8 protein-coding genes are annotated in these 13354 nt (G+C 61.2%); 7 read left to right on the plus strand and 1 reads right to left on the minus strand.

The features are described from left to right. The first annotated feature begins 10 nt into the window (after positions 1-10). From tssM to AC0L15_RS07525, 6 genes are all read left to right on the plus strand, one after another. Positions 11-3571, plus strand: coding sequence for a type VI secretion system membrane subunit TssM (gene tssM / locus AC0L15_RS07500; RefSeq protein WP_287244490.1), 3561 nt, complete (start codon positions 11-13; stop codon positions 3569-3571). 159 nt (positions 3572-3730) lie between these two features. After that, on the plus strand, positions 3731-4498 hold the full coding sequence (locus AC0L15_RS07505) for a PP2C family protein-serine/threonine phosphatase (RefSeq protein WP_287244492.1): 768 nt from the start codon (positions 3731-3733) through the stop codon (positions 4496-4498). A 5-nt stretch (positions 4499-4503) separates the two neighbouring features. Next, complete coding sequence (locus AC0L15_RS07510; RefSeq protein WP_473496073.1) at positions 4504-7125, plus strand: serine/threonine-protein kinase; 2622 nt, start codon at positions 4504-4506, stop codon at positions 7123-7125. Positions 7126-7136: 11 nt separating this feature from the next. Further along, positions 7137-7643, plus strand: a complete 507-nt coding sequence (locus tag AC0L15_RS07515; protein WP_419696486.1) for a DUF1036 domain-containing protein — start codon at positions 7137-7139, stop codon at positions 7641-7643. Further along, a complete protein-coding gene (locus AC0L15_RS07520; protein WP_419696485.1) occupies positions 7640-9973 on the plus strand; it encodes a M23 family metallopeptidase in 2334 nt (777 codons plus the stop codon). The genes AC0L15_RS07515 and AC0L15_RS07520 overlap by 4 nt, the downstream gene beginning before the upstream one ends. Before the next feature lie 186 nt (positions 9974-10159). After that, positions 10160-11773 (plus strand): caspase family protein, encoded by a 1614-nt coding sequence (locus AC0L15_RS07525; RefSeq protein ID WP_473496074.1) that lies wholly within the window; start codon positions 10160-10162, stop codon positions 11771-11773. 54 nt (positions 11774-11827) lie between these two features. On the opposite strand, the gene AC0L15_RS07530 is transcribed toward AC0L15_RS07525, so the two are convergent. Beyond that, entirely contained in the window at positions 11828-12358 is a 531-nt protein-coding gene (locus AC0L15_RS07530; RefSeq protein WP_473496075.1) for an OmpA family protein, read from the minus strand. A 190-nt stretch (positions 12359-12548) separates the two neighbouring features. Here AC0L15_RS07530 and AC0L15_RS07535 point away from each other — a divergent pair, with 190 nt between their 5' ends. Further along, on the plus strand, positions 12549-13121 hold the full coding sequence (locus AC0L15_RS07535) for a DUF6931 family protein (RefSeq protein WP_287303728.1): 573 nt from the start codon (positions 12549-12551) through the stop codon (positions 13119-13121). Positions 13122-13354 lie beyond the last annotated feature (233 nt).

Consider the following 13354-nt stretch of genomic DNA (forward strand, 5'->3'; position numbering starts at 1 on the left):
GGAAGCGCCCATGACGCGCTGGCTGCTGCGGATATTCAGCGCGATCGCGTTGGCCGGTTTCGCGGCAGCCGTCTGGTTTGCCGGACCATTGATCCGCTTTGCCGACACGCGTCCACTGGCACCCGTCTGGCTGCGCGTGACGATCATCGGCGTGATCGTTGCGATCGCGACGCTGTTTTATGGAGTGCGTTTCTGGCAAAAGCGAAAGGCGCAAAAGGCGCTCGAGACGATAGTCGCCCGCGACGACAGGGACGACGACTCGCAGGTGCTCGAGACTCGGATGAATGAAGCCATCGCTGCGCTCAAGCGGTCGAGCGGCAAGCGCAATTTCCTCTACGAGGTTCCTTGGTACGTCGTCATCGGCCCGCCTGGTGCCGGCAAGACAACGGCGTTGGTCAATTCGGGCCTGAATTTTCCGCTTGCCGGTTCGGGCGACGCCCAGCCAGTGGCCGGCGTTGGCGGCACACGATCCTGCGACTGGTGGTTCACCGACCAGGCGGTGCTGATCGACACCGCCGGGCGCTACACCACGCAGGATTCCAATGCGCAGAGCGACAAGAAGAGCTGGCTCGCCTTCTTGTCGCTGCTCAAGGGATACCGCACCCGGCAACCGATAAACGGGGTTATTCTGGCCATCAGCCTTGCCGATCTCATCAGCCTCGATGATCGGCAGCTTGACGCCCATGTCGTCGAAATACGCAGCCGTCTGCGCGAAATTCACGAAACACTGAAAATCCAGTTCCCGGTGTACCTGCTCTTCACCAAGGCCGACCTTGTCTCCGGTTTCATGGATTATTTTGGCGGCTTCGACGAGCAGCGCCGCCGCAAAGTGTGGGGCGCGACATTCCAGACCGCCGATCGCAGCAAGAACATGGCCGGTGAGGCACCGGCCGAACTCGACGCACTGGCAAAGCGCCTGGCAGAGGAGATGGCCGACCGCCTGCAGGAAGAGGCCGATCCGGTCGCGCGCATAGCCATCTTTGGCTTTCCAGCTCAATTTGACGCGCTAAAAAGCCGTATTGCCGGTTTCGTCGCCGGCATCTTCGATCCGGCCCGCGGCCAGGTGAATGTCAGCCTGCGTGGTCTCTATTTTTCGTCAGGCACGCAGGAGGGCACGCCGATCGACCAGGTGCTGGGCGCAATCGGCCGCAGTTTCGGCAGCGCTTCTCGCGCCCATCTTTCCGGCACCGGCAAGAGCTTCTTCCTACATGATCTTCTGACCAGCGTCATTTTCGCGGAATCCGGCTGGGTTTCATACGACAAATCGGCTGAAAGGCGTGCAGCGATCGCCAGGTATGGCGGCCTTGGCGCAATAGCATTGGTGGCTGCCGCGGCTCTCGGCACCCTGGCCCTGAGCTTTTCAGCCAACAGGTCGCTGATCGCTTCTACCACGCAAGCTGCAGGCCAGTATCGCGAGACGGCGGACCCGCTCCTCAAAAGCACTGAAGTCGCCGATGTCGACCTCGAAAACGTCATCGGCCCGCTCGACCAGTTGCGCGAGCTGCCGGCGGGGTTCGACACCGGTGACTTGCCGACCCCGATCCAGGAGACGTTCGGCCTCAGTCAGAGGGAAAGACTTCTTTCGGCATCAAAGACAGCTTACCGGCAGGCGCTGGAGCGCATGTTCCGCTCGCGCCTGCTGCTTCAGGCCGAACGGACGATCCAGGCCAGGATGGCTGATCCCACCGCGCTCTACCAGCCGCTGAAGATCTACATGATGCTTGGCGGCAAGGCGCCCAAGGTCGACGACGAGCTGATAGTGTCGTGGATGAAGCAGGACTGGGAGCAGAACCGGTATCCGGGTGAAAACAACCGCGAGGGACGGGCGCAACTCGAAAAGCATCTGCGGGCCATGCTGGCGCTGGACGACGCCTATGATCCGGTTTTCGAACTCAATCAGCCACTTGTCGAAGCCGCTCAACGCTCGCTTGGACGCATGAGCCTTGCCGATCGTGCCTCTGCCCTGGTGAAGTCGGCGGTATACGCCGCAGCACTGGACGATTTTTCAGTCTCCGTCAAAGGCGGCCCGGAAGCGCAGCTGTTGTTCGAGCGTGTCGATGGTGGCGATCTGTCAGGCCTTCGCGTGCCCGGTATCTACACCTATAGCGGCTTCAACAACTTCTATCTCGGACAACTCTCGCGCATTGCGCAGATGCTTGTCGATGACCAGTGGGTTCTCGGCGGCGGCGCCGAGCAAGGTGGCATCGACCAGGAATTGCCAAAACTCGGTCCCGAACTTGTCGAGCGCTATGGCAGGGAGTTCGCCGCTGCGTGGAACGGCGTTCTCGAAAAGCTGAAGTTCAAGCCCATGCTGGAGGACAAGCCGGACTATATCGCGCTCTCCGCCGCTGCGTCACCAAGCTCGCCAATCGACCAGCTTTTTACGGCGATAGCCGACGAAACAGCGCTGACGCGAGACGCTCGTTCCAGCGAAGAGCCCGGCTCCGAGGCCGAAGCCGGCATGCTTCAAAACCAGCCGCAAAACGCTGCAGACATCGCCAGCGGATTGGCCCGCATCGGCATTCAAATCGCCAGCGGCAAATCGCAAAGCCGGGCCGGCACGGGGTCCGCTCGCGCGCAAAACCAGAATCCCGGGGCGAACATCGAAGCGCAATTCAGATCATTCCAGGCTTTGGTGAACGGTCCCACTGGGCGCCGCCCCATCGATGCACTGACCCAGAATTTCCGCGACATCCATCAAAGCCTGCAATTGGCGGCCGATGTCCCTTCGCAAACGGAACGCGCCAACATGAATCTGCAGCTGCAGATATCCACCCTTCGCGCCAATGTTTCGCGGCTGCCCAAGCAACTCGCCCGAATGGTTACTGCAACCGCCGACGAGCTTGACGGCAACGTCGCAGAAACCTCGCAGACGAATTTGAACCAGCTGCTCGACCAGACGGTGACGCGCGCCTGCGAGGAGATGGTCGAGGGCCGTTATCCTTTCGCCAGCGATGGCCCGGAGGATATCGCGATGGCGGATTTCGCGAAACTGTTCGCTCCAGGCGGACTGATGGACCGGTTCTTCGCACAGAATCTGGCATCGCTGATTGACATGACCGGCCAGGACTGGACCTGGAAGCAGGATGCGCGTTTCGGGCGCGACCTGTCGAAGTCGACCTTGAAAAACTTCCAGCTGGCGGCGGAAATCCGCAACGCCTTCTTTCCTTCAGGTGGTTCTGTGCCGTCGGTCAGTATCACCTTTACGCCGTTTTCACTGCATGGCGATGCCGATACGGCGGTACTCGACGTCGATGGCCAGATCGTCCAAAGCAACCAGGCCGGCAACGCGCCAAGCACGGTGACCTGGCCGAGCGGCATGGCTTCCGCGTCGGCGAGCCTGAGACTCATTCCCGAAATGCCGGGCCGTGAGTCCGCGATCAACTTCGACGGTCCGTGGGCACTGAAGCGCCTGCTGGACAAGGCCGATATCACCAGCACCGGCGGCAACACGCAAGCCCGCTTCGTGATCGGCGGACGCGATGTCGCCTATACGGTCCAGGCCAGTTCGGACCAAAACCCTCTCTTCCTTCCTGCGCTTTCCGGGTTCAGCTGTCCAAAGGCGTTTTGAGATGATTTTTGAATTTCCCAACACGGTGCGGCTGTCCATCGGCAACAGATGGGCGGACGTTTATTTCGATACTCTAACGTTCGAGCCTGTGGCAAACTGGCGCGAGCGAGCACCTGACGGGGCGCCGCAGAGGACGCTTGAGAAGCGCTTGGTGGCAAAGTGAACACTGTCGCCCTTCCCTTTGAAAGCTTCGGCGTTAGCCACAGAGGCTGTGTCCGTGAGCTCAACGAAGACAGCTATCTGGTCGAGCCGAACGCCGGCCTGTGGGTGGTGGCCGATGGAATGGGTGGACATGATGCCGGGGAAGTCGCTTCGGCCAGCATTGTCGATCATCTGGCGACGATCGGCATTGCAAGCTCTGCACCGGATCTTCGCGCGCGCTTCGAGGACCGGCTGAGCCGGGCCAATGCCGAAATCCGCAGGATATCGCAATCCCGCGGGGTAACCATTGGCTCCACTGTCGCCGCCCTGCTGGCGATGGATGGGCGGTTTGCCTGCCTGTGGGCAGGCGACAGTCGCGTGTACCTGATCCGCAACGGCTCGATCTCGCAGATTTCGAAGGACCATACCGAAGTCCAGGAACTTCTCGACAAGGGCATGATCAGCGCAGCCGAAGCGCTCGCCTGGCCGCGCCGCAACGTCATCACGCATGCGGTCGGTGTCAGCGACGAGATCGTCATCGATTTCCAGCAAGGCGAAATCATGCCGGGCGACATATTCGTGTTGAGCACCGACGGGCTGACAGCGCATGTCACAGACACCGAGATCGAGGCGGCGGCGGTGTCGGCGACACCTCAGGCGGCATGCGAAAACCTGCTGCAGATGGTGCTGGCGCGCGGGGGAACGGACAATGTCACGATCGTGCTCGTCAAGATCGGAGACGGGCGCAATGGGGCCTATCCCGGTCCTTCCAGAGCGGAAGGCTGAGGCTGATGAGCGCCGACGACAAGACGCGGATATCGCCTGACGTGGCCAGCACAGCCGTGGGCACGCAACTCAGCGGCATCTATGAACTGGACGAGCGGATCGCATTCGGTGGCATGGGCGAAGTCTACCGTGGCCACAACATCCAGACCGGCGACCATGTCGCTATCAAGATCGTATTGCCCGAGTTCGCCCGTGACCAGACGATCCTGTCGCTGTTCCGCAAGGAAGCGACGATCCTCAATCATTTATCGCACGACGCTGTCGTGCGATATCACGTCTTCACGATCGACCCGGGTATCGGTCGCCCCTACCTTGCCATGGAATTCGTCGACGGCCAATCGCTGTTCGATATCATGCGACGTGGCCCGATGCCGACGGAAGACGTGCGCAAGCTCTGCCATCGTCTGGCTTCCGGCTTGAGCGCCGTGCACCAGGCCGGAGCGATACACCGCGACCTCTCCCCGGATAACATCATCCTGCCAGGAGGCAGGGTCGATCGCGCAAAGATCATCGATTTTGGCATCGCGCGATCGGCGACCGTCGGCGGCGAGACGCTGATCGGCGGAAAGTTCGCGGGAAAGTACAATTACGTTTCTCCCGAGCAACTCGGGCTGTACAGCGGCGATGTCAGCGAGCAATCCGACATCTACAGCCTGGGCCTGGTGCTGGCCGCTGCTCTGCGCGGGAAACCGATCGACATGGGCGGCTCCCAGTACGAGATCGTGGAAAAACGCCGAACCGTTCCGGACCTCTCCGACATCGACGCCGATTTTCGCGAAATTGTCGAGGCCATGCTGCAGCCGGACCCACAAGACCGGCCGATCAGCATGGCCGATATCGCCAGGGCGACACGTGACGACACGGACGAGGAGACAAGGCCGCCAACGTCGATCACACCGCGCGACCGGACGCCGCGAACCGGGGGAACCGCCGCGCCTGGCCCCAGGCTTGCCGGCCCCGAGATTGCCGGCCCCAAGATTGCAAGTCAATCTCCGGCGGCCGCCGGTGAGCAGCGCTTCGTTCCGCATGTCCGGCCGGCGCTTCTGTCCGAGCCAAGGCCGTCGCCAGTTGCCGGTCCTGCTCGGGCGGTCTTGCCAAAGGTCCCGGCAAAGTCCGCCAGGACCCGATCGATCGCGATCGCTGTCCTGGCGACATTGGCTGTCGCGTCGGGTGCAGGCGTTTATCTCAGCGGCGTGATGGCGCCTTCCACGCCGACCGCCGGCGACACAGCGTTCTTGTCGCCAAAAGCATCCAAACCGGGTCCGACGGACAGCGCGGCAAATTCGCCGGGCGATGAGCCGGCAAAAGCAGTTGCACCTGAGCAGTCACGAACAGAAGCCACTGCGCCGCCAGCCGAAAGTCAGGCAGGTGCGGCGGCGGATCATAAGTTGGAGCCGGCACGGCCCGCCGAAGTCCTCTCACCATCCGAGGAAACCCCGGAGCCGGCGGCAGCCGCGGAAAGATCGGAGCCGGCGGCAGCCGAAGCGCAGCCGCCAGCTGAAAGTCAGGCAGATGCCGGGGCGGATCAAAGCTTGCAGCCGACGCGGCCCGCCGAAGTCCTCTCGCCAACCGAGGACACCTCGGAGCCGGCGGCAGCCGAGGAAAGCTCGGAGCCGGCGGCAGCCGAGGCGCCATCGCCGGCTGAAAATCGGGCAGATGCCGCGGCGGATCAAAGGCTGGAGCCGACACGGCCCGCCGAAGTCCTTTCGCCAACCGAGGAAACCCCGGAGCCGGTTCCGCCGCGCATCCAGGTCGCGCCAAACCCGCCGGCCGACAAGGCCTCGCCGCCCGCAGCGGTCCAGCCCGAAATAATGGAGAGCCGGCAGCCCGATAATTCGGCCAGCCAGCACGCGCGGGCCGAAAACCAGACGGATGATGCGAACGAAAAACGGCAGCAGGACGAGACGGCGGCAGGCAAACAGCCGGGCGAAGCCACTGTTGCCTTGAACGTGCCGAAACCGGACCTAAAACTGCCGCCGAAAAATGCCCTCGACCCCGCTGCGCAACGGGTCTCCTGGGTGCGGGATTTCAACGGCGGCGACTGTTTCTATGCGACGTTGACGTCGGCAACCGAGGCCGCCGCCGCAATCGAAGGATTGGGCACGGAGATCCAGCCGTTCGAACGAATGCTGTCCGATTTCCAGGCAAGATTCCGTGTCGAACCGGACATCAGCGTCCGCCTCATTGAGCCGGCTCAATGCGAAGTCACCAACTTTCTGCGCTTTCTGGACCAGATGCCGGCTGACAAGCCGCAGCTTGTTCTCGATCGAACGACGGTGCCGAGCGGCTCGCCGATCGGCGGCTCGCTGGTGACGCACCGCGGCCTTATTTCCAGCGTGCTGCTGATCGACCACAGGGGCATGGCATTCAGCCTCGACGATCTTATCCTGGCGCAAGCGGACAAGGCGACCTTCAACATTCCGATCGATCTTGGCGCAGCCGACAAGGCGGCCGGCAAGGTCGTGCCGCAGATCATAATGGTGATCACGGGTCCACATGATATTCACGCTGCGGCGTTCTCCGAGCCGACACCAGCCGCGCTGCTGTTGCCCAGGATACTCGAAGAGATCGACGCCAACCGATCTGAGTTCTCCGCCACGGCAAAGTACTTCCGGCTCGGCGGGTAGCATGGACGCCGATGGACCTCCGCAGCTCGCGTTTTTCCTTCCTGACCGCTGTCCCGCCCAACAATCAGCGTGACCGGCTTCGCGGCCTGCTTGCCCTGACAGGCCGTACCAGACTTGTGGCCATATTGGGCGCGACATTGCTGGCTCTCCTGTCGTCCCAGGAAGCGCGCGCCGAATTCACCGTCTGCAATCAGACGCTCGACGTCGTCAATCTCGCTGTCGGCCAAAAGGTCGACAATGCGGACCAGACCGATGGCTGGTGGACCATCGGCGCAAATCAGTGCGTGAACGTCATCCGCGAGGAACTCACCAACCGCTACATCTACATCTATGCGACGGACGTTTTTGGCCATGCGACCCTGACCGGGTCGACCGAAATGTGCATCGACCGGCGGCGTTTCTCGATACGCGGCATCGATGAATGCTGGCAGCGCGGCCATATCGCCGCACGATTTCTCGAAGTCGATACGCTTGAACAGGTGCGGTGGACCTTTTTTCTGACCGGAAGCAATCCGTGACGCACAGTATCGACACAAGCTTCAGGCTGAAAAAGCAGGCGCGCGCCGCCCTGCGCAGACGCAGGCTCTGGCGCAGGCTTCTTGCCGGTCTTGCTGTGGCTGTCCTGTTGTCGATCGCTGCCGGCTTCTATCTCACGGCGGATTATTGGTCGTTTGGCGACGAAGATGAGGAGTTGCACGCCGTCGAGGGAACCGACGATGTGCCGGCCGACGCATCTGTCTATGTGCCTGCCATCATCGATCTCGCAGGCGACCCGATGTGGATCACGCTTGCGCCCGACACCGGCGGCGCAACAAAAAGCCAAGTCATCCCGCGGCCGGCAGAACTCGACCAGGTCGGCGTTTCTCCGCAGATCGAGATTCTGTCCGACGTGATGCTTAGCGCCAGCGAAAAGTTCATGACGACGATACCGTCCACGCAAGAAGATTTCGCATTCTTCCAGGCGCAGCGACAGACCGCGCCGGCGCCATCCAACGATCTGCAAAACGACGTTCAGCCACCGCCCGTTGCAAACGAGGCTCCGGTTGCTTCGGACCCGCAGGGGGGTGTCGATGATGCCGAAGCAGGTTGGGGCGAAACAATCGATTCAGGCGAGGCAGCCCTTCCCGCGTTCCAGAAAACCCAGATCGAAAACAACACAAGCGTTGCAAATGTCATCAGTGAACATCAACGACACGAGGCTACCGAGGACATTTTCGTAAAGATCCTCAACGACCGCAGCCTGGACAGTGTTGCCCTGGATGCGCATTTCTCCGCCGAGGATGCCAAGCTGGCAGGCGAAGCGCTGAAGGCGCTTTTCAATCGGGAGAGCCTTGAGCCAGGTCATGTCGTCGCCATGCGCGGTTTCAGGCCGACGCGCGAGACGACAACCATGTCCCTCATGCAGGTCTCGATCTACGCCAGGAACGTATTTGTCGGCACGCTGACGCGCAATGCCGCCGGTGTGTTTGTGTCTGGTGTCGACCCCTGGGTCCGCGAAGATTTGTTCAACTACTCGGGCGCACAGGCGCAAGGCACGCACAAAAGGCAATACCGGCTGCTCGACGCGATCTACTCGACAGCAGCGCGCAACAAGGTTCCAACCGGCGTGATCGGAGAAGCGATCATGTATCTGTCGCGAGGACAGGATCTGGATGCCTTCGCCAGCGAAGACCAGCGTCTGGTCCTGATCTATTCGCAAAAACCGCGTGGCAAGGAAGAGACGGCCGGACGGGTGCTGTATGTTGGCGTCCAGGGTAGCGAAAAAAGCCTCGACTGTTTCGTGTTCCAGCAGACCGACGGCCAGTTTGCATGCGTCAGCGGCGACGATCAGGTTCGCTCGCTGACAATCGCCAACGGCATGGTCACCCCGGTCAACGGGGTCATGACCTCGACTTTCGGCCCACGCAAGCACCCAATCCTCGGAACCGTTCGTATCCACAAGGGGGTGGATTGGGCGGCGCCTCTGGGCACGCCGATAGCCGCCGCCTTCGACGGCGAAATCGTCTTTCAGGGCGATGGAAGTGGTTACGGCAACCTGGTGAAGATTTCGCACGGGGACGGCAGCGAGACGCGCTATGCGCATATGCAGAAATTCGCTGATAAGGCCGGTGTCGGCGCGAAGGTGAAGGCAGGCGATATCATTGGCTATATCGGCACCACCGGTCTTTCGACCGGGCCGCACCTGCATTTCGAACTCTATCGCAATGGGCAGGCGATCGATCCGCTGGGCACGGTTACGGCAGTCGCGACGGACGCTTCCGCTGTCGAAACGCTGACCGAGCGTATCGTTCAAGTCGAAAGTGGCGGCAAGGCCCGCGCCAAGAACCCACTTTCTTCGGCGACCGGCGCCGGTCAGTTCATAACCAAGACGTGGATCCGGATGATGAACACCTACCGCCCGGAACTGGCGCGGACACTGTCAACCGCCGACCTGCTCGCTCTGCGTTTTGACGCCACCATCTCGCGCGAGATGGTCAGCAATCTGGCGCGCGAAGGCGAAGCCTATCTTCGGGCACGCGGCCACCAGATCACAGCCGGCCGGCTTTATCTCTGTCATTTCTTGGGGATGGAAGGCGCCCATCAAGTGTTGTCGTCGCCGGGCTCGGCGCAATTGAGCGCCGTGCTCGGATCGGCCGTCATTCAAGCCAACCCGTTTCTCACCGGCAAGTCCGCCAGCTATGTCGTGAGCTGGGCCGAAAGGAAAATGGGGCGGAAGCTGAGCCCGGCGATGGTTGAAGCGAGCCAACAAACAACGACAACGACGGAAGTCCGGCAGACATCGCCCGAGTTCGAAAAATACAAGCAGGCGATCACGGCTCTCATAGGCTCGATGCAGAATACCCTTTGAACCTGCTTCTCGAGGCGTGCGAGTTTGCCGTTAGTCCATTGGTGTTCCTGCTGCCAAGTGCTACTATAGCCAACTTTTTTCGGGCCTTTGTGAACCAAAACTGTGGTCGAGATCACATACGCCCAGGAGCCATTTTGGCATGCGCAGACATCGATAGTGCGCCCCGGCGGGGCGGAGGGCTGGACCATGAAAGCATTTGCCGTCTTTCTGAGCGGGTTTGTCCTGTTTGTCATCACGTCACTTGGAGCCGAGGCTGCCGCGCCTGATGCCAAACGCGTGGCACTGGTCATCGGCAACAGTAAATATGTCCATGCCGTTGCCTTGCCCAATCCCGCCAACGATGCGCACCTCATCGCATCCACGCTACGCAATGCCGGCTTCCAGGTGATCGAGGGGCTCGATCAAGACAATGCAGGCATGCACAGCCTCATCAGTCGGTTTACCGAGCAATCCTACGATGCCGAGCTCGCCGTCATTTTCTATGCCGGCCACGGCATGCAGGTCGACGGCAAGAACTTCTTGATTCCGATAGACGCCGAACTGACATCGCCCGCTCATCTCAAGACCCGCACCGTTCAGATCGACGACTTCATGGCAGCGTTACCAGCCGAGCCGGCGATCGGCGTCATCATCCTCGATGCCTGCCGCGACAATCCATTGGCCAGGACGCTGGCCGCCTCGATGCCGAAGAGCCGTTCCGCCTCGTTTGGCTCCGGACTGGCGCCGATTGAAGCAAGATCGGACGGCGTTGGAACCGGCGGAGTCTTGCTTGCGTATGCAACCGACCCCGGCGCCATCGCTTTCGACGGCAACGGCGTAAACAGTCCCTACTCCGCGGCGCTCGCCAGACACCTGACTGAACCTGGCGTTGAAATCCAGAGCGCGCTGACGCGTGTGCGCGGCCAGGTGACCGAAACGACACAAGGTCGCCAAAGACCTTGGCACAACGCATCACTGGGACGCGAGGTCTTCCTGGGACAGTCCAAAGCGGAAGCGGCGCCTGCCACAAAACCGATCGCTGGTGCGTCCGGCGCGATGACACCGGCGCCTGCCCCGGTGACCAACGAGCCTCCTTCCTGGGAGGTTGAGCAGCGTCTGTGGGACGAAGCTTCCAAGCGCAATTCCATTCCGTTCTACGAAGCCTATCTTGAACAGTTTCCGAGCGGCCGCTTCGCCACGGTGGCACGGCTGAACATCGACCAGTTGAACGAACCGAAGGCCGAAAATCGGCAGGTCCCGGCAGTCGATGAGGACGAGGCCAACGCAATTTCCGGCTCAGCCGTTCGCACCTCGGTTGGGGTTTCGGACGAGGTGAAGCAGGCCCCGGGCACCGAGTTGACGGAAAGCGCGATCGGTCTCGATCGCCAGGGCCGTATCGATCTGCAGTTGCGCATCGAAGCCTTGGGCAACGAGCTTGGCCGTATCGACGGAAACATAGGCCCAAAAACCCGCCAGGCAATCGGCATCTGGCAAGCGAAAAACGGCCTGCCGCAGACGACCTTTTTGACACGCGAGCAACTGACGTTCCTGGTGATCCAGACGGATCCAATGATGGATTCGGTGCGCGCCAGCTACGCTGCCGATCTGGCTCGAGCACAGCCGAAGAAACAGGTGCAGCAGACCCGCACAAAGAAGCCGGTGGCACAGAAGGCCCGCACACAAAAGCCGGTGGTGGCACAGAAGCCCCGCAGGCAGCAGGTCGTGCGGGATGTTCCGCCGCCGGACAACAACGACTTCCTGACCAAGGCGCTGATTTTCGGCACCGGTGTGGCCGTGGGTGGCGTGCTCAACAACAACTGACGAGCCAGTTTCAGGCGTGTCGACGCTGGCCGTGCCTCGGTGGTCGGAGCGGCCCTACTCAGTCCTTATCCGCATTTCCACCCGGCGGTTTACCGGATCGAATGGATTGGGGTTGCGCGGGCTCGCTTCGCCCAGGCCTGTCGCTTTGATGCGGGCAGGATCGATGCCGTTGGAGGTGAGGAAGGTTGTTACCGATCTGGCTCTGCGTTCCGACAGCCCCTCGTTGTAGCGCTCCGAGCCGGATGCATCTGTGTGACCCTCGACAACGAAGTTCAAAGTGCTCAGTCGGCTGTCCTTCAGTGCCTTGGCGAACTCGTCCAGTTCAGCGCGCGCAGTCGCATCGAGTTCCGCAGAATCAAGGCCGAAATTGATCAGCATGTCGAGGCTGGTTTTTTCGGCAGGCGCTGCTTTGTTCTTGCTGTTGCACTCTTCCTCGGTGCCGACGCAAATTCCACGCGGCGGGCCGAGCTCGCTCGCCGCGTCAAAAAACTTCACGATGTCTTCTGATTTCTGAAGTGGATCGGCAAAAGCGTGGGTCGAATAATACGCGACCGTAAACACGAAGGCTAAACTGCCCAACCGCATAACGGTTACTCCTGTCTTGAGCATCGATTTCATCGACTGCGGACAATACCAAATTGCGAAGCGGTTGTCTGTCAATAAACGTCAAGCATACGAGTGGTGGAGGGCAGTTGCATCTTGCCAGGGACTGCAGACTTGACCCGCCCCGTCCGGGGCTTCAGTGTCGATTGTTCCCTGGGGAAAGCGTGGCGCCATGGCCAATGAGCTTCGATTCAAAACGGCACGGGACCTTTTCATGGCCTGCCCCGCTGTTTCCAGGGACATGGTGACACTTCCGACCGAACAGCCTTCAATCGAATTTTGCCGCGCCCTGCTGGCCGGGCGGGTGCCAGAGGAGGCGATTACGTTCTGTGCCTATCTGCTTCCCGAGCGGGCTGCGGTGTGGTGGGCACATGAATGCCTGAGCCACCTCACCGTTCTGCTCGACAGCAGGGATCAGGAATTGCTCGCAGTTGTTCGTGACTGGGTCAGCCAGCCGGAGAGCCGTCACCATCGCCCGGAAGTGGACAAGGCTGCGGCAATGCCGCCAACAACGCCGGCCGCCTGGATTGCCCTGGCTGCAGGACGGCATGGCAACGGTTCAGCCATGGAGGCGCCAGCGCTATCGGCCTTGCCGCCAGCCGCGCGCGCGGTGAGTGCGGGGGTTCTGGCCGGACTGGCACGCGTTGCACTGGAGGATCGCTTTTCAGTTCTTTCCGCGTTTGTCGAAATGGGCATCCAGTTGGCGGAGACAGAGGCGCTGCGCCAGTCAGCGGATGCGAGTTAGACCGTCGCCCGGATCCGCGAGCGGGATACGTTCAAATTGAGCTGAGCATCCAGATTTATCTGTTTGATTTAGCCGCATTTCTGCGACGCCAAGTGACTCCACTTGGCCGTAAATGCTCTAATTGGCTTACTTGCAGCAGCCATTCAACGCTATCCTCCTCCCCAGCCGCCTCCTCCTCCGCTGCTCCCGTAATCATTCCGACTTCGGGAGGTGGTGGCGGGACTGGCCGGAGT

This window comes from Mesorhizobium sp. WSM4846, from assembly GCF_055811415.1.